The following is an 18,021-nucleotide window of genomic DNA, read 5'->3' on the forward strand; positions in this document are numbered from 1 at the left end:
AATTAACGTCCCAACCCCTCAAGTCTAACAGTTTTCAGTTCATTTATTTACTTGGCTTTATACTCCTAATTGCGCAAGTGCTGTTTTATATTGACTTTCATCAATATAGCCTTGTTGTTTCATTTTTTCTAAATTTATCTTCACGCGATTTACATAATTCTGCGACATATCATTGACATCATACACACTTGGCGCGTTAATCTTACTAGCTAAAATAGCACTTTGTAAAACCGTAATGGTCGGCATGTTCGGATTGTTTTTGACCGTAGTCGTACCGAAATAATGGTTCGCAGCGCCTTCAATAGTATACTGGTTATCACCGTAATAGATGTTGTTAATATAAAAACTTAATATGTCATTCTTGGAATACTGACGTTCCATACGGCTAGCTACGATAATTTCTTTAACCTTCCGAGTAAAACTTTTCTCGTTGTCGTAATAATAATTCTTAACCACCTGTTGACTGATTGTACTTCCTCCTTGTACATTATGATCACTTAAAGTTGAAAATAATGCTCTGAAAATACCTTTGACATCGAAAGCACCATGGTCATAAAAACGTTCATCTTCCATAGAGATAAAGGCACCTTTGGTATAAGAAGGCATGTCGGATACAGGTACATAAGTAGATTTATCTTTAATCGTATTCAAATCATCTACATTCGCTTTTGATGATAATGCATACATGAGTCCGAAAAAGAGCGCTACAATAATAATAAGACCTATTACAATTTTAAAAAATATTCCTTTGCCTCTGCGCTTTTTCGGCGGAGCGCCTACAGGTTGATAATACGTATTATAATGTGGTGTATTCTGTGTGTTTGATCTAGTAGTTTTTGACTCTCTAGATAGCCTTTCGCTTCTTTTCATATTGACACACATTCTCCTCAATCGTAATTTTTTACTTCATACATATTATAAGTGAGAAACCGCATTCTTAAAATAAGAATATATTAAATAAAGTAAAAATCAGTCTCAAGGAGTACATTAGTTTAAGCCTAACTAAGTAAGAAAGTGGAGCTGCAATAAAAAAAGACTGAGACCTCAATTGAGGTCTCAGTCTTTCTAAACTAAAATTAAACTTTATTTATATTCTTTGTCTAATAATTCAACAATAGCATGATTGAAATCGTCTAAGTCGTCTGGAGTACGGCTTGTTACAAGATTACCATCAACTACTACTGATTCGTCTTTAACGTGAGCACCAGCATTTGATAAATCTTTACGCACATTTAATACTGCAGTCAATGTACGGCCATTTAAGTCGTCAGTATCGATTAATACTTGTGGACCGTGACAAATAGCAAAGATAGGTTTGTTATATTTAATAAATGCTTTTGCGAAAGTACCATAACGGCCGTCTACATCGCCACGTAAGTGGTCTGGTGAGAAACCGCCCGGGATGAGTAAACCTGAGTATTCAGAAGGTTCAGCTGAACCGATACCTACACCTACTTTAGCTTTAGTACCATGTTTACCTACAAGTTCTTCACCTGCTTCATGACCGATAATAACAGTTTTATAACCTGCTTCTTCAATTGCCTCTTTAGGGCTAGTTAATTCAATATCTTCAAAATCATTAGCTAAAATAATTGCTACTGGTTTAGTCATAAAAAATAATCACCTTTCTATTAATTGAAATTTAGTTTATAAATCTAATTTCAAAATAACTATTAATCGATTGATAGTTATTATTTAGACTAAAACTGATGATTTTAAACATATCTGATTCATCAGAATTATTTTTCGTGTTGAACAGTCTTTACTTTTTCCTCTAATTGGCCTAATAAACCAATCCACTCATCCACATCTTCAACACTTACTTTGTCAGGGTCTACATGATTGATTTCATCTACAAACTCCGATAATCTTGTTTGGACGTGGGAAATTAATTCTTTTTCGCTCATTTTCATTATTGAGACGCTCCTTTTTAAAATATAACAACATTCTAACATGAATTTGACTAACACCGTTAAACTATTAATAATGTAGCAGAGTTGAAATTAACTGTACATATGAAATATCTGTGTCATTTAAAGAATAGATTCCTACAATGTTCACTTACCCCTTTTCAACTTCGCCATTCGAAAAGTATAATGATAAACAGAATGAAAATAGAAAGAAGGCAAACTGATGATTGATTATTCAACTCGCATTAAGCAACCTATTTCAATATTGAACGATCCATGGGAAGCTTATAACGATGTAGAAGAATTTGGAGATCTTCAATTAAGTAATATTGAATTTACGACTACAAATTTGTGCAACATGCGCTGCAGTCACTGTGCTGTAGGTTATACATTACAAACAAGAGACCCTGAGCCCTTGCCGATGGACTTGATTTATAGAAGATTAGATGAAATTCCTCATTTACGCACATTATCTATTACAGGCGGAGAACCTATGTTTTCCAAAAAATCTATTCGCAATGTGGTTAAACCATTATTAAAATATGCTCAAAGCCGCGGTATCTATACTCAAATGAACTCTAATTTAACTTTACCGCAAGATCGTTATCTAGATATTGCTGAATATATAGATGTTATGCATATTTCTCATAATTGGGGAACTACTGATGAATTTGCTGAGGTAGGATTTGGAGCTATGGAAAAGCAACCCCCTTTAAAAGCTAAATTAAAACTTTATGAGCAAATGATTGATAATTCTCGTACGCTTTCAGAGCAAGGCATGTTTGTCTCAGCAGAAACTATGTTGAACCAAAATACACGCCCTTATTTAGAAAAAATACATAATGAAGTGGTTCATGATATGAAATGCAGCCGTCATGAAATTCATCCGATGTATCCTTCTGATTTTGCCAGCCAATTAAGTGTGTTGAGTTTAAAGGAAATTAAAGATACAATTCGTCATTTATTAAACATACGCGATAAGGACACTTGGATGTTGTTTGGTACTTTGCCGATTTATCCTTGTATCCAAGACGAAGACGATGCTGCTTTATTTGATGCCTTACGTACAGCTAAGAATGTAACTTTACGTAATGACCCAGATGGACGCAGCAGATTAAATGTAAATGTCTTTACTGGTAATGTAATTGTGACGGACTTCGGCGATGAAAATGGTACGATTTCTAATATCCAAACAGATAAACTGACTGATGTTTACTATCAATGGCTGCAATCTGATTTAGCACGAAGCTTAAATTGTTATTGTGCCCCCGTTCATTGTCTTGGTCCTAATGTGTTAGTTAAGAATATGTACTACCCTCATACAGATTTTCGTGAAAAAGAAAAAATGATGCATCAAATTTTCCAACAATAATAATAAGGCGGTTGCGACGTAGACATGTCGCAACCGCCTTATTATTATTGAATATGTCTTGTTCTTGTTAAGAATTCTAAAGTATCTTTACTTTCTTGTCTTCTTTCTTTTCTGCGTTTCACACGTGCAGGAGCAGTACTATGGAACCATTCTTGAATTTCATTTTCCGGATAGACGCCAGGCACTTTTTTCGGCTTGCCATCATCATCCAATGCAACAAATGTTAAGAAGCTTAAAGCTGCCATATATTTCTTGTCTTCCATAATATCTTCTAGAATAATCTGTACACAGACTTCCATCGAAGTAGAACCTGCATAAGATACCATAGCTTCATATGAGATGACATCACCCGTTCTGATTGGCAATAAAAAGTCTACTGAATCGGTTGAAGCAGTAACTACAGGTGCACTGCTATGCTTCATTGCACAAATAGCAGCAATTTCATCGATGTTGGCCATTAACAGGCCTCCGAACATTGTATGGTGATGATTTGTATCTTGAGGGTATACTTGACGATCTTTAATGCTTAATGAAGCAGACATCGGTCTTTTTTCTCTGTCTTCCACAATAGGTCTCCTTTTTAATCATTATTTTTTTAAAATTAATAAGCCCAGTTTCCATCTTTAAATAAGATTTCTTCTTTCCCATCTTCTGTAATACCATAAATTGTTAAGTCTGAACTTCCAATCATAAAATCTTCATGAATGAAAGCGTCATTTAAGCCTTCAGAGCTTAATTCTTCTCTAGACATTGAAGTACCATCTTTTATAGTAAATGGATAACCTGCACCTAATGCAATATGGCAAGAAGCATTTTCATCTAATAAAGTGTTATAGAAAACACGATTTCGATTTGAAATCGGGGAATCATCTGGTACTAAAGCAACTTCGCCTAAATATTTAGAACCTTCATCTGTTTCAAGTAAGTTGCGTAATACATCTTCCCCTTTTTCAGCCGTAAAATCAACTACTTTGCCATCTTTAAATGTTAAAGTGAAACCGTCAATCAAGCTGCCGTTATAACTTAATGGCAATTTATTTGTAACGTGGCCGTTGACGCGATTTCGGTCTGGTGCAGTAAAAACTTCTTCGGTAGGAATATTAGCTATAAATTCTTGGCCGTCATTTGTAAAGCTTGTAGCATCTTGCCATAAATGATTTTCAGGCAGACCGATTGTTAAGTCTGTGCCTTCGGAAATATAATGCAATGCTGAATAATGTTTGTCTTGTAAATATTTCGCATGCTTACTTAAATTTTCAATATGTTGATTCCAATTTTCAACTGGATTATTACCATCTACACGCACAATATCTAATAATTCATCAATGAATTTTTCGTAAGCTTCGTCTTCGCTTAATTCCGGATACACACGTTGTGCCCATGGTTTATTAGGATAAACGACGACACACCAAGGGAAATCATTATTTTGGCTTGCTTCCATGTAGCCTTTAAAACCTTTAGAGTAGGCACTGCTGTAGGCAGCCTTTTTATCACTCTCTACGCCGCTTAATAAGTCTGGGTCACTGCTGATTAACGCTAAGTTTGCAGCTCCGCGTTCGACGTAGTCCATACGTTCGTCCACATCATATTGTTTTAAGCTTCTTTCAGCAAAATAGTCAGCATCTTCATATTCGAATTTCAAGCGTGTTAATGTATCATCAGCATATTTAACACGTACATCCGAAGCACCACGTTCGTAAGCCGCTTCTACGATATCATGTGTTAATTCTAATGCATCGACTGAAGAACGAATAAATACTGGTTGACCTTCTTGTACATTCATCCCTACGTCTACGATTAATTGTGCATACTGTTTTAATTTGTCTTGTAATTGTGTCATGAATCAATTCCCCCTTAAATTCTAATAGTTGTTATTTCTTATGATTGGCGTAATTCACCGAGCTCTGAAGCAATAGCTGTCACTTCACTAGGTGAAAAATTATCTTTAGATGTCACAAAGTCATGAATTTCTTTAACCTTTTCTTCGTCAGCATCTTCAAATTTATCAGGATCAATAAGTTGCACATTTACAACATTTAATTGTTTACGGATTTCTTCAATCATTTCTCTATTATTTGACTCCATTTTTTTCACCTCTTTATTTTTTTATTCTATCAAAGTACGGTTTTAATGAAAACTTTTAACGAAAAAAGAGAAATTCTCTCTTTAGATATGTCGCAAAAACCGATAATATAGTGATATACAGGTATATTTTATAAATGTTCGGGTAAATACAATCTATGGAACGATAGGTATACCTTATATAAGCTAACATATGTATTTAATATTTACCCGGCAAAATATCATTTGGAGGTAAAACATGGTTACAGTTGCATTTGTCTGCTTAGGCAATATTTGCCGTTCACCTATGGCTGAAGCTATTATGAAACAGCGTTTAAGAGACCGTAACATCGATGATATTGAAGTGACTTCTCGCGGCACAGGAAAATGGAATCTAGGTGAACCGCCTCATGAAGGGACACAAAGTATTCTGAGAGAACACAATATTCCATTCGACGGCATGATTAGCGAACTCTTCAAAGCGTCTGATGACTTTGATTACATTATTGCGATGGATCAAAGTAATGTGGATAATATTAAACAGATTAATCCGCATTTGAAAGGTCAATTATATAAATTGCTGGATTTCAGTGATATGGATGAACAAGATGTACCTGATCCTTATTACACTAATAACTTTGAGGGTGTCTTCGATATGATACAATCATCTTGTGACAATTTAATCGATTATATTCTTAAAGATTCAAAATTAAAAGAGGGGTAGATGAATTATGAATAACAAACTTGTACCAGGAATTCTTTTAGGCGCAGTTATCGGCGGCGCAATTACTCTTGCTGATAAAAATACACGTACAGCACTTAAAAACAGCTATACAAATATGAAAGAAGGCAAACGCAGCAACCAACCTTCTAAAATTAATGTGATTAAAGATGAAATCATGTATTGGAAAGATGCAGTCGAAGAAATTCGCCGCAATAATCCAGAATTAGAACGTGCGCTTAAAGATGCTAAGAATACATTCCAAGAGCGTAAAAAAAATGATAAACATTTAAACGGCTAATTCATTGTCATTTTAATATGTTATATTTCAAGGGATAAGCACACCTAGTATTTAGGGTGGCGCTATCCCCCTTTTTTCAACTAAAATTTAATATTTATGTCACAAAGGAGTCTGTGTTATGTCAAAGAAAAATGACCATAACAAAGAAAGTAACTCTGGTTTATTAAGTAAGGTGAAAGAGAAATCAGCACAAGTGACACATCAGCAGGATAACAAGTATGTGCCGCCTCAAGAATTTCAATCAAAAACACCAAAGAAACCAAATCAAACTTTCTTTGTCGCTAAAAATAATAAACCTGCAAAATATACAAAAGATTCAAATTTTTTATCTTATCTGATTTATAGAATCGGTAAAGATGATGCGTCAGGGTTAGCAGCGCAACTTTCTTATTATTTCATGTTGTCACTCTTCCCTATGTTATTATTCTTATTATCATTGTTACCATTATTTAAAATTGACCGAAATAAAATTGTGGATATGATTGCTAAAAATGCACCTGCTTCTACGGCAGATTTATTAACTGGCATTATCGGCGATATCATGAAAAATGCAAGCGGCAGTATTTTATCTGTTGGTTTGATTTTAGCTTTATGGTCCGCTTCAAACGGAATGACAGCATTAATGAATGCCTTTAATGTTGCTTATGATGTTGAAGACGGCCGTAATCCTATTCTCTTAAAATTAATCAGCGTACTTTTTACAGTTATCATGGGCGCAGTATTTATTGCTGCAATGATCTTACCAGTATTCGGTCAGCAGATTGGACACTTATTGTTCGGCCCGCTCGGTCTAGATAGTCAGGTCAAATGGATATTTAATATTTTGAGTTACGCCTTGCCGTTCGTCGTTATCTTCTTATTATTTGCGACGCTCTATACCTTGGCGCCGAATATTAAAATCAAATGGAAGTCAGTGCTTCCAGGTGCGTTATTTACTTCAATCGTCTGGATTGTAGGTACTGCAGCATTTGGATTATATGTAAGCAACTTTGCTAACTACTCTAAAACATACGGCAGTATCGGTGGTATTATCGTGTTAATGTTATGGCTCTATATTACAGGCTTTATTATTATTGTAGGTGCTGAAATTAATGCGATTATCAATCAAAGACGTACACTGAAACATGCTGATTCACTTGAAGAGCATCAGTTCAAAGTATCTGATCTTCAAAATCCTCATAGTGAACGTTCATAATTGCTAGCGAAAGGCTGGGACATTAAGTTGTTCCAGCCTTTAATCTCTGCATAAACAGTAGATAGCTGAGTAAAAAATGCCCTAGTTCTAAGAAGATTTTTTAAATAAACAGTTCATAAAATGTTCAAACTCTAAACAATTGGGGTATACTATTCATTGGTTGAAAGATTTAAATGATACATATCTTTTTCAACTGTAAGAGATACAACTTGAGAGAACATAAAATTATACAATTTCAAGGAAACAGGAAGTGTAAACAATGACATTATTAGAAAGCATTCTCGCTTATAATAAAGATTTCGTAGACAATAAAGAATTTGAAAACTATTCTACGAGCAAAAAACCAGATAAAAAAGCCGTGCTATTCACATGTATGGATACACGTTTACAAGATTTAGGTACGAAAGCATTAGGATTTAATAATGGTGACTTAAAGGTTGTTAAAAATGCTGGTGCAATTATTACGCATCCCTATGGTTCTACAATCAAAAGTTTATTAGTAGGTATTTATGCATTAGGTGCAGAAGAAATAATCATTATGGCGCATAAAGATTGCGGTATGGGTTGTCTAGATGTCAGCACCGTCAAAGATGCAATGAAAGAACGCGGTGTATCAGAAGAAACATTTAAGATTATCGAACACTCTGGAGTAGACGTCGATAGCTTCTTACAAGGATTTACAGACGCTGAAGAAAACGTTCGTAGAAATATTGATATGGTTTATAATCATCCATTATTTGATAAATCTGTACCAATTCACGGATTAGTGATTGATCCGCATACAGGTGAATTAGATTTAGTACAAGACGGCTATGAAATTGCTGCTCAAAATAAATAATAAATAAATATGAATAGAGCAAGGAGCTGGGACACTACCAAAATGTCTCAGCTCCTTGTCATTATTGGATTAAATCATGTTGGAAAGCATAAATAACTGCTTGTGTTCTATCTTGCACTTCCAACTTGCTTAAAATATTGCTCACGTGAGTTTTAACTGTCTTAATTGTAATATGCGATGCACTGGCAATTTCTTGATTGGAATAACCTTTAGCAATCAATAATAAAATTTCCATTTCACGTTCTGTAAGCATTTCATATAACTCAGCACGTTGATTCATGCGGTTGCGCATTTTAACCAGCACTTCCGCTTCAAATACAGATTCATTATGTTGCGTCTTTCTAATTGCTTCTGCAATGTCGCTCGCACTCGTAGTTTTAAGTATATAGCTGTCTACGCCTGCATCTAAGGCACGATATACTTCATTATCTTCTATATAACTTGTTAACATTAACACTTTAATCTTAGGCAAATCTTTCTTTATTTGTTGCGTAGCTTCTACGCCATCCATATCCTCCATCAACAAATCCATCAAAATTAAATCCGGTTGCAGTTCATGTGCTTTTTCAATCGCTTCCTTTCCAGATTTACCTTCCCCTACTACTTCAATATCAGGTTGTGTTGACAGATAACTTGAAATGCCGATACGAACCATTTCATGATCATCCACAAACAGCACTTTAATCGTCATCGAATTCCTCCTTATTCAGCGGAGCTTTCACCTCAATTCTTGTCCCTGCACCTGGCAAGGATACAATATGCAGCGTTGCTCCGATTTCTAATGCGCGTTCTCGCATATTTTTTAATCCATAACTTTTTTCCATTTTTTCATCGACATCAAAACCTTTGCCGTCATCTTGAATCCGCAAAAGCAAGTAGTCATCTTTGTTAAATAAATCAATGGTTAATTTTGAACCTTCTGCATGGCGCAATGTATTGGAGATTCCTTCTTGTGTAATACGAAATAGATGGTCTTCGATTCCCTTAGGCACTTCAAAATCTTCAATATCATATACCACTTTCAACGACACCTTTTTCTTCAAGTCGATAACTAAATCTTTAATACCTTCACCTAAAGAACGGTCTTTTAATCCCAAAGGACGTAAATGCAACAGCAAAGCACGCATTTCTAGCTGAGAGTCTTGAACCATTTTTTCTAATGTCGGAATTTGTTGATCTAAAGGAGGCTCTAATTTAGTTTCCTTGATCGCAGATAACATCATACTTGCCGCAAATAATTGCTGACTTACAGAATCATGTAATTCTCTTGCTAAGCGTTGCCGCTCATCTTCTATTATTTTCTTTACCTTCGTATCATTCAAGTTATAAGTTTCGTTAGTCAAATCTTGGGTTTTTATCCGCAAGCGATGCAATTCTTGGTTCAAAGGTGCCAACATATGATAAATTTCCAAAGTTTCTTGATAGAGTTCGATATTCTGATCATTAATACCGACAACTTCACCTTCAATAGAGTGTTCAATTTGATCTTTAATCCAGTGATTTTGCTGATTTACTTTATAGGCTAATACCGAGCCTACGATAATACTCATGAGTATTACAATGATATTTAGAAACAAAAAAACTGGAATACCGAAGATTTGTGTGTAAAACATACCTTGAAAGAAAATAATATTTACAAAGACTTTATCTATGAAAAAGAAAATGGCTAATATACTGTAAACTAATATCAACATTGAACCTATCGCTCGTATATAGTGATTCATCGATAAACCACCTCTACATCTCCGATAAATGTAGACGCATAGATATTAATGTTGTAGTTCTCTGCTTTCGTTTCTTCTTTCATCTGTATATGATTATTTTCCACTTTAATGGTTTCATGGTTAATAGATGCATTTCCATAAAATGCAGCCACATGTAAGTTAACATTATAATTTGTCGGAACAATAATTAATATCTTTCCGATGAAATGTCTGACCACAATTGTATTATTTTCTTTAATATTGGCTGCTTTAGTTAAATCAATATGGATATCACCGATTCCATGCTGAATTTGCATATCTTCCCATTTATAAACATAAACAGGTGTGCGTTGATTACCAAACCACTTCTGTTTAATAAATGCAGGTGAAGTTACTTCTTTATCTGAAGCAATTATTTTAAGTGGTTTAAATTTAAAAATAATATAACGGATTATCAATAAGATCATAAATAAGAATAAGATGATAATCGTATATTTATTAGAGAATAACGTAAAAGCAACCAGTAATACACCTATCCAGAAAGCAAGCAAACCTCTTACTTTGTGGAAATATAGGTAGCCGACATAGATTAAGATAATTCCTAATAACAAGACGAGCAAAAAGCCAATTTTTTCAAAGAAAATATAGTAAAAATTGGCTATTATCATTAATGCTGTGAATATAATCAACATCTCAGTCGAGATATATTTATTTGTCATTTTTCGCCACCTTTTCTACGCAACTAAACTCATTTGTGCAATCATATCACATTCTCTTTCTAAAGTAATTCGTGTTTTATTTTGATAAGATAAATCCGCCTCAATTCTTGCACAGTCAGATTCTGCTGCATTTAATTCTTTCATCAATGAATTTAATTCTGCATTTTCAATGTTCTCCATACGTTGAATATTGGAGATTTGATATTGATCTAATAAATCAATGTATTTATTTTCAATTTCAATCGTCAATCTTTTAATCAACTCTACGATATTGACTCTTTTACGATTTAAATAATGAATATATCGTTTAGTTGAATGTAATTTTTTATTTAAATTTTCTTGGCAGTGCACAATACTGCTTTGAATCGTATGTTGATATATCTTTTCTAGATATACTGTAAACAAGTTCATGGAATCACCTCATTTATTATTGACTCCATTATAAAAGAAAGCCGGAGACATAGGGATAGTCTCCGGAACCATCTTTCATTCATACTTTAGTCCTAAGCTGCTTTAAGAGGATTACAATACGATTTCAATAGTATTATGATTCTTTATCATAGTCGATTTTAGTTGTAAGTAATGGACCGTCTTTCGTCACTATCACAGTGTGTTCAATTTGTGCAACATAGCTTTTATCGCTTGTTTCAAATGCCCATTCATTTTTCCCTTCTGTTACAAATGTGGCATTAGAAGAAATGAAAGGTTCGACTGCTAAGACAAGTCCTTCTTTAAGTAATGTTTTTTCTTTCGGGTCATAATAATTCAAAACATAACTTGGCGCTTCATGTAAGGAACTACCTACGCCGTGTCCTGTTAAATTACGGATGACTTTCAAATCATTTTTACGTGCTGTGGCATGCACGGCTTTACCGATTTGACTTAATTTACTGCCCGGTTTAACTTTTTTCATAGCATTATCAAAGGCTTCTTCCGCTACTTCACAGACCTTTTGTTTCATAGGATCAGAAGCTTCTCCAACTACGAAAGATATGCCAGTATCTGCATATAAGCCATTTTTTAAAGCAGAAACATCAATATTGACTAAATCGCCTTCGCGGATTTTGCGTTTACCTGGAATACCATGTGCAACTTCCTCGTTTACACTGATACATGTTTGGCCAGGGAAATTTTCATCATGAATCGGTGCTGATAACGCGCCATGTTCTTCAAATAATTCTTTTGCGATATCATCTAATTCTTTAGTTGTTACACCTGGTTTGGTTGCAGCTTGCATTTTATCTCTGACTAAAGCACAGATATAACCGATTTCTTTTAAACCTTGTAATTCTTCTTCTGTTTTTACAATCATGTCTAAATCCCTTTCCTTTTTAAAAAATTAATTCGTAAAAAGTAAGCCCGTACCAGAAAGTACGGTTAGACTTTATCTTTTCACTGCCGCCATGCAATTTACTCTATTCGAACATCACATTTTGGTACTCATTCCATCTTATTATACCAAAATTAATCTGATATACTAAACGTAGGAAATTTTAAATTGAACTTATAGCTTTACGAATTTGAAAATTGTTGTTGTAAGTGCATCATCCAAGCGAGGTTTTAATTATGAAAAACGACAAATGGTATACCAAAATTATCGGAGCGAGAACCATCAAAACAGGCTTAGCAACTTTCTTAACTGCTTTCTTTTGTATGGCGCTTCATCTGAATCCTATTTATGCAACACTCACAGCTATTGTAACCATAGAACCGACAGCCAAAGCTTCCTTGAAAAAAGGATACAAAAGATTGCCTGCCACCGTTATTGGTGCATTGCTCGCAGTCCTTTTTACATATATATTCAGTGATAAATCTGCTTTAGCCTATGCATTAAGCGCGACTTGTACTATCTTTATTTGTGCTAAATTGAAATTACATGATGGTATCACCGTTGCGACTTTGACTGCTATGGCTATGATTCCAGGGATTGGAGATGCTTATTTATTTAATTTCTTCTCACGCTTACTCACAGCCGTTATCGGTTTGGTAACAGCAGGCTTAGTCAATCTGATTATTTTGCCCCCGCGTTATTATGACCAAGTGGAATCATCAGCTTGGCAAACGGAAACAGACATGTATCAATTATATAGCGAAAGATTGCATGAACTCGTTATTGGTAAATTCGTTTCCGCTAAAAGTAATAAAAAACTGGAAAAGCTGCTGACTAAAAGTATGCATGTCGAAACTTTGATTCGTTATCAAAAGGACGAATTATCTTATCATAAACATGAAGAAGATTGGGTGTTATTGAAAGCTTTAACGAACCGCGCACATATTGATCGGTTATTTATCACTCATCTCTCTAATATTATTTACTTACCGAAAGATACCTTTGTAGTGTTCAATTCAGAAGAACGTGAAGCGATTTTAAAAGTCGCACACAGTATTTCTGAAATTATTGCGACAGGTTATTTTGAACGCGAAACACAATCGATTAATTTATTAAAAGCATCTGTTACGCATCTAGATGAATTTGATAAAGAACAATTGAAAAGTCATTTAATTTATGAAATTCTGCTCACGTATCGTATTCTCGATAATCGTTATGCATGAGAAAAGCAGCGGCTTGCCGATCAATCGTCGGTAAGCCGCTGCTTTATATTATTTATGCTGTTTCTCTAAACGTTCTACAATCGCTTGTTTAGCTGCTTCTTCTTCAGTGTTATCTAGGTTTTGAGGCTCAAATGGAATACCTTTTCTCTCACAGGCTTTCTTTAACAAATAGTCTGTGATTTCATGGTTTTTCGGCAAGACGGGTCCATGCAGATAGGTGCCGAGCAAGTTTTTATAATGAATGCCTTCGCGTCGGTCTTCTTCGTTGTTGCCGTAGCCGTATTTAACTTTGCCGAATGTTCCGAAGTCATGGTAAGTACGTCCCCCGTGGTTCTCGAAGCCGACAATTGTCCCGAACGTTTCGCTTTCGATAACAATGTCGCCTGTTAAACGTTCTTTTTGCGATTGTGTATAGAAATCTAAGATGCCGAGTCCTTCTAATTCTGTGCCATCTGGCGTGATATATTTTGTACCTAGGAACTGGTAACCTCCGCAAATAGTAAGACCTGGCATACCTTCTTCAATGGCTGTTTTAAGCTGGTCTTTAATCTTACTGAGTTCTTCTGTTGCTAGTGCTTGTTCACGGTCACTGCCGCCGCCGATAAAGAAGATATCACAGTTATCGAGCGTCACACCTTCTGTTTCGTTGACTTCTACGACATTCAATTTAATGTTGCGCCATTTCGCACGTTGTTTTAAAGCAATAATATTGCCGATATCACTGTATAGATTCAGTTTGTCTGGCATAAAGTGATAGACTGTTAATTCATTCATTGATTTTCCCTCATTTCAAATGAACGGTTCAATTGTTCAAGCATTGGTGCAAGTGATGTATAGTTCGGAATCGCAACTGTTTTGCCGGTATAATCCATTGTCCGGGCAGTAGCTTTATAAATATCCTTTTCAACAATAACAGGCACATCTACTTCAGCTAATTTCAAGCGCAATTGCAATTCTTCTGCACGAGAACCTGTTACGATAATTGCTTCGATATCTTGGTTGCTTAATTTTTCAAAATCCGCATCATAAATCCAAGAGATATCGCGACCATCTGCTGGTTTGTCATTTAAACTGATGACATACACTTTCTTGCCTTCCAATTGTTCACCCATAGATAAGCTGGCATTCATACCGGCCGGGTTCTTCGCTAAATTAATCATTGCTTCTTTGCTGCCGGCTTTGAAATATTGCATACGTCCGTTATCTGAAGTATAAGTTTCAAAGCCTTTGCGTATCGATTCATCATTTAAACCGAGTTCTCTTAATACACTATAAGCTGCAATGGCATTATAAGCATTGAAATCTCCTGCTATTTTCATATTGAAAGTAGTGTCGCCAATTGTTAAATGAATAAATGGCGATACTGTAAATTTGGATACTTCGTATTTGGGTGCTTCTCGTTTAAAACCGCACACACAATGATAATGACCGATTTGATTATAATGTATGTAATCGTAAACTAACAGACGTCCGCAGTTCGGACAATATTTACTTTCATTCATACTGCTTTGTTCAAATTCGTGTGCATGAGCTTTCATGCCGTAATATACATTAGATTCACTAGCGATTTTTAAGCGACTGACGAAAGGATCATCGGCATTTAATATCAATTTTATACCCTTATGGCTGATTGCTTCTGCAATATTGTTCACCATAATATCAATTTCACCAAAACGATCCATTTGGTCTCGGAAAAAGTTGGTGAACACCATCATTGTAGGTGTCATTTCTTTTAATACACGTGGAATTGAACCTTCGTCAATTTCAATCACTGCAATTTTAGTATTTGGATTGGATTGCACAATAAACGCAGATGTGATACCTGCCGCCATATTTGCACCTTCATTATTATGCACAATATCTATATGATTCGCTCTTAAAGTATGACCGATTAAATTTGAAGTTGTCGTTTTACCGTTTGTACCGCTGATAAATACGACGTCATCTACTTTTTCAGCTAAATTTCTTAAAATGTCTTTATCAATTCTTCTTGCAACTTGACCTGGCAGATCTGTACCGCGTTTACCGACAGCACGGCTTGCCTTACGCGCTAACTTTGCCAAGTTGATTGCCGTCCATTCTCTCATGCACTTCACTCCTCTAAATTTCCTAGATTATTATAACATGCTATAAGGTAAGATAAAAAATTATCTACAATAAATTTTACCTATATCAATTTCTTGACTCAGACAGTGATTTAAAGTAACATTTTACTATTCTAAATGATTATACGAATGAAAGGTCGTTTAAGTAATGAATGATAAAAATGCTTTTGTAGCGTTGGATTTTGAAACAGCTAATGGCAAACGTACCAGTATCTGTTCCGTGGGTATGGTAAAGGTCGTCGATAATGAAATTGTTGAAACCTTTTATACACTCGTGAATCCCAAAGACTATTTTTCACAGCAAAATATTAAAGTCCATGGCATCCATCCTGAAGATGTTGAAACGGCGCCTGACTTTAACTTTGTACTTCCATATATGCTGCAATTTATTGCAGACTTGCCTATAGTAGCTCATAATGCCGCATTTGATATGACGGTACTGCATGCAAGCATTCAAGCATTAGGTGCTGCTACTCCAGAAATGACATATTTTTGTTCCTTACAGCTGGCTAGACGTACAGTCAATGCACGGCGTTATGGTTTAAACCATATGATGGAATATTATCACTTAGATTTTCATGGACACCATGATGCATTAAATGATGCGAAAGCCTGTGCGATGATTACTTTCCGCTTGCTGAAAAATTATGATAGTTTAAATGCAATGCTGGCAGTTTATGGTAAAAATTTAATAGATAAAGGTTAATCGGGGGTTGGGACGATGAAAAAGATTTAATCAATATTATTTTTGTCCCCCGCTTCCGATTTTTTATAAAAAGTCATAAATCGACATATTTTCGTATTTAGTTTCTTCCAAATTACCGACTGTCACACCAATCAAGCGAATCGGAACATCCGGATCCTTTAATTCATTATATAAAGTATAAGCTGTATTATAAATATCGATTTCACTTCTGATGGGATCTCTCAAGCTGCGTTGTCTAGAGAGCGTTTCGAAGCGGTGCGTTTTAATTTTGACGGTTACAGTTTTTCCGGATTTTTGGATTTTATTTAAACGTTCTGCAGTCTTCTCACTCAATTCTCTTACTTTTAATAAAATCACTTCGTCATCATTCTCATCTGTGGTAAAAGTTCTCTCTGTCCCTACTGATTTGCGTATGCGAAATTGTTTCACCGGCCGTGTATCGATACCGCGTGCTTTCTCATAGAGACCATGTCCTCTTTTTCCGAAGATACGAATCAATTCTCTCTCACTTGTATCGTACAAGTCTTGTCCATTATAGATATTATGTTCATGCATAACTTCTTTAGTTGCCTTACCTACTCCTGGAAAATCACCTATTTCGAGGTTCATTAAAATCTCATTTACATTATTATAGTCGATGATTTTCATTCCATTCGGCTTGTTCATCCCGCTCGCTAATTTAGCAAGATATTTGTTGTAAGAAACGCCGGCAGAAGCGGTGAGACCTGTTTTTTCAAAAATATCCCGCCGTATATATTGGGCAATTATTGAGGTCGGCAAGTCGCGACGTACCAAATGTGTTACATCTAAATAAGCTTCATCTAAGGCTAATGGCTCTACCACTTCTGTATAACTGCGGAAGATTTCCATAATTTGACTGGAGACTTCACGATAATAATCAAAACGAGGTTGAATATAATATCCATTGGGACATAATTTATGAGCTTGAGCCATGGGCATTGCAGAGTGAACACCGAATTCCCGTGCTTCATATGAGGCTGTTGTCACCACACCTCGACCACTGGCTTTCCCACCTACAATAACTGGTTTACCTCGTAAAGCGGGTCGATCGCGCACTTCAACTTGTGCGTAAAAATAATCCATATCCACATGAATAATACGACGCTCTTTCACAGGTATCACCTCACTTTCGAGTTATCTCTATATAGTTTAATTATATTACAGTTGGCAAGTAGTATAGAATAAAATGTTCTAAATTCACCTCGTAAAAGAGGAAATGTTAATTTTTTATTCAAAAATTATTAAAGTAATAATAAGATACATTTTATCGTTGTAAATAAATGTATATTTATCGTTTATAACCAAATTAAAGAGGTATAACTTAGCAGACATGAAAACATTAGCTTGTTTCAAGTCTAGTATTCTAAAATTCTTAGGAGGTTTTGTAAATGGCTGAAAAAGATAACAAAATGAGTCATTCAGAAGCGGGTAAACTAGGAGGAGAAGCAACTTCAAAAGAATACAACAAAGATCATTACCAAGAAATCGGCCGTGAAGGCGGAGATGCTACAGCTAGTGAAAAAGGGAAAGAATTTTACGAAGAAATCGGCAAAAAAGGCGGAGACAAAACAGCAAGCGAACACGACAAAGAATATTATGAAAAAATTGGTAAAGAAGGCGGAGACCCTACAGCTAACGAAAAAGGCAAAGAGTTTTATAAAGAAATCGGCAAAAAAGGCGGAGAAGACAACTCTAAATACGATAAGTAATTGAAATATTTGAGGGCTGAACTTTTAAAGTTCGCCCTCTTTTTATTTGGCGGAGCGGAACAGAATTGAATATATCGGACTAGATCCCGATCATCTTGTCCGATATA

Annotated in this window: 22 protein-coding genes; 8 read left to right on the forward strand and 14 right to left on the reverse strand. The window is 35.3% G+C overall.

The features are described 5' to 3' along the window. Positions 1-57: 57 nt before the first annotated feature. The 3 genes from sgtB to CNQ82_RS13160 all read right to left on the reverse strand — a co-directional run bounded on the left by sgtB (position 58) and on the right by CNQ82_RS13160 (position 1,907). Positions 58-870 carry a monofunctional peptidoglycan glycosyltransferase SgtB gene (sgtB, locus tag CNQ82_RS09215; RefSeq protein WP_123145015.1) on the reverse strand — a complete coding sequence of 271 codons (813 nt, stop codon included), beginning with the start codon at positions 868-870 and terminating at the stop codon, positions 58-60. Positions 871-1,083: 213 nt separating this feature from the next. Beyond that, on the reverse strand, positions 1,084-1,611 hold the full coding sequence (locus CNQ82_RS09220; RefSeq protein WP_123145016.1) for a type 1 glutamine amidotransferase domain-containing protein: 528 nt from the start codon (positions 1,609-1,611) through the stop codon (positions 1,084-1,086). Between the two features lie 128 nt (positions 1,612-1,739). Then, positions 1,740-1,907, reverse strand: a complete 168-nt coding sequence (locus tag CNQ82_RS13160; protein WP_240624945.1) for an SE1561 family protein — start codon at positions 1,905-1,907, stop codon at positions 1,740-1,742. A gap of 226 nt (positions 1,908-2,133) precedes the next feature. Here CNQ82_RS13160 and yfkAB point away from each other — a divergent pair, with 226 nt between their 5' ends. After that, positions 2,134-3,282, forward strand: a complete 1,149-nt coding sequence (yfkAB, locus tag CNQ82_RS09225; RefSeq protein WP_123145017.1) for a radical SAM/CxCxxxxC motif protein YfkAB — start codon at positions 2,134-2,136, stop codon at positions 3,280-3,282. A 44-nt stretch (positions 3,283-3,326) separates the two neighbouring features. Here the strand turns inward: yfkAB and CNQ82_RS09230 are convergent, their stop codons facing one another. Genes CNQ82_RS09230 through CNQ82_RS09240 form a run of 3 tightly spaced genes read right to left on the reverse strand, consistent with a single transcriptional unit; the run spans position 3,327 to position 5,367 of the window. Continuing rightward, positions 3,327-3,824 carry an acyl-CoA thioesterase gene (locus CNQ82_RS09230; protein ID WP_164711996.1) on the reverse strand — a complete coding sequence of 166 codons (498 nt, stop codon included), beginning with the start codon at positions 3,822-3,824 and terminating at the stop codon, positions 3,327-3,329. Positions 3,825-3,883: 59 nt separating this feature from the next. Next, complete coding sequence (locus CNQ82_RS09235) at positions 3,884-5,122, reverse strand: aminopeptidase (protein ID WP_123145018.1); 1,239 nt, start codon at positions 5,120-5,122, stop codon at positions 3,884-3,886. 38 nt (positions 5,123-5,160) lie between these two features. Further along, positions 5,161-5,367 carry a DUF1128 family protein gene (locus CNQ82_RS09240; RefSeq protein WP_095104530.1) on the reverse strand — a complete coding sequence of 69 codons (207 nt, stop codon included), beginning with the start codon at positions 5,365-5,367 and terminating at the stop codon, positions 5,161-5,163. Between the two features lie 235 nt (positions 5,368-5,602). Here CNQ82_RS09240 and CNQ82_RS09245 point away from each other — a divergent pair, with 235 nt between their 5' ends. From CNQ82_RS09245 to CNQ82_RS09260, 4 genes are all read left to right on the forward strand, one after another. After that, a complete protein-coding gene (locus tag CNQ82_RS09245; protein WP_123145019.1) occupies positions 5,603-6,067 on the forward strand; it encodes a low molecular weight protein-tyrosine-phosphatase in 465 nt (154 codons plus the stop codon). A 7-nt stretch (positions 6,068-6,074) separates the two neighbouring features. Next, complete coding sequence (locus CNQ82_RS09250) at positions 6,075-6,365, forward strand: YtxH domain-containing protein (RefSeq protein ID WP_123145020.1); 291 nt, start codon at positions 6,075-6,077, stop codon at positions 6,363-6,365. Positions 6,366-6,483: 118 nt separating this feature from the next. Further along, positions 6,484-7,560 (forward strand): YihY/virulence factor BrkB family protein, encoded by a 1,077-nt coding sequence (locus CNQ82_RS09255; protein WP_123145021.1) that lies wholly within the window; start codon positions 6,484-6,486, stop codon positions 7,558-7,560. A gap of 259 nt (positions 7,561-7,819) precedes the next feature. Next, on the forward strand, positions 7,820-8,398 hold the full coding sequence (locus tag CNQ82_RS09260; RefSeq protein WP_123145022.1) for a beta-class carbonic anhydrase: 579 nt from the start codon (positions 7,820-7,822) through the stop codon (positions 8,396-8,398). 61 nt (positions 8,399-8,459) lie between these two features. Here the strand turns inward: CNQ82_RS09260 and vraR are convergent, their stop codons facing one another. The 5 genes from vraR to map all read right to left on the reverse strand — a co-directional run bounded on the left by vraR (position 8,460) and on the right by map (position 12,132). Continuing rightward, positions 8,460-9,089, reverse strand: a complete 630-nt coding sequence (vraR, locus tag CNQ82_RS09265) for a response regulator transcription factor VraR (RefSeq protein ID WP_095104520.1) — start codon at positions 9,087-9,089, stop codon at positions 8,460-8,462. Next, on the reverse strand, positions 9,079-10,122 hold the full coding sequence (vraS, locus tag CNQ82_RS09270; RefSeq protein WP_123145023.1) for a sensor histidine kinase VraS: 1,044 nt from the start codon (positions 10,120-10,122) through the stop codon (positions 9,079-9,081). The genes vraR and vraS overlap by 11 nt, the downstream gene beginning before the upstream one ends. After that, the gene (gene vraT, locus CNQ82_RS09275) at positions 10,119-10,820 is read right to left on the reverse strand and encodes a cell wall-active antibiotics response protein VraT (protein WP_123145024.1); all 702 of its coding nucleotides are present in this window, start codon (positions 10,818-10,820) and stop codon (positions 10,119-10,121) included. Before vraT ends, vraS begins: the two co-directional genes overlap by 4 nt. Before the next feature lie 15 nt (positions 10,821-10,835). Then, on the reverse strand, positions 10,836-11,231 hold the full coding sequence (locus CNQ82_RS09280; RefSeq protein WP_123145025.1) for a hypothetical protein: 396 nt from the start codon (positions 11,229-11,231) through the stop codon (positions 10,836-10,838). A gap of 133 nt (positions 11,232-11,364) precedes the next feature. After that, entirely contained in the window at positions 11,365-12,132 is a 768-nt protein-coding gene (map, locus tag CNQ82_RS09285; RefSeq protein ID WP_123145026.1) for a type I methionyl aminopeptidase, read from the reverse strand. 254 nt (positions 12,133-12,386) lie between these two features. Between map and CNQ82_RS09290 the strand changes: the two genes are divergently transcribed. Continuing rightward, entirely contained in the window at positions 12,387-13,373 is a 987-nt protein-coding gene (locus tag CNQ82_RS09290; protein ID WP_123145027.1) for an FUSC family protein, read from the forward strand. A 48-nt stretch (positions 13,374-13,421) separates the two neighbouring features. On the opposite strand, the gene gatD is transcribed toward CNQ82_RS09290, so the two are convergent. Further along, complete coding sequence (gatD, locus tag CNQ82_RS09295) at positions 13,422-14,147, reverse strand: lipid II isoglutaminyl synthase subunit GatD (protein ID WP_123145028.1); 726 nt, start codon at positions 14,145-14,147, stop codon at positions 13,422-13,424. Next, positions 14,144-15,460 carry a lipid II isoglutaminyl synthase subunit MurT gene (murT, locus tag CNQ82_RS09300; protein ID WP_123145029.1) on the reverse strand — a complete coding sequence of 439 codons (1,317 nt, stop codon included), beginning with the start codon at positions 15,458-15,460 and terminating at the stop codon, positions 14,144-14,146. The genes gatD and murT overlap by 4 nt, the downstream gene beginning before the upstream one ends. A 166-nt stretch (positions 15,461-15,626) precedes the next feature. On the opposite strand from murT, the gene CNQ82_RS09305 reads away from it, so the two are divergent. Then, positions 15,627-16,184, forward strand: coding sequence for a 3'-5' exonuclease (locus CNQ82_RS09305; RefSeq protein WP_123145030.1), 558 nt, complete (start codon positions 15,627-15,629; stop codon positions 16,182-16,184). Between the two features lie 63 nt (positions 16,185-16,247). Here CNQ82_RS09305 and dinB read toward each other — a convergent pair whose 3' ends face one another. Next, complete coding sequence (gene dinB, locus CNQ82_RS09310; protein WP_123145031.1) at positions 16,248-17,318, reverse strand: DNA polymerase IV; 1,071 nt, start codon at positions 17,316-17,318, stop codon at positions 16,248-16,250. Positions 17,319-17,593: 275 nt separating this feature from the next. Between dinB and CNQ82_RS09315 the strand changes: the two genes are divergently transcribed. Further along, positions 17,594-17,914 carry a general stress protein gene (locus CNQ82_RS09315; RefSeq protein WP_123145032.1) on the forward strand — a complete coding sequence of 107 codons (321 nt, stop codon included), beginning with the start codon at positions 17,594-17,596 and terminating at the stop codon, positions 17,912-17,914. Positions 17,915-18,021 lie beyond the last annotated feature (107 nt).

This window comes from Staphylococcus debuckii, assembly GCF_003718735.1.
Taxonomy (GTDB): Bacteria; Bacillota; Bacilli; order Staphylococcales; family Staphylococcaceae; genus Staphylococcus; species Staphylococcus debuckii.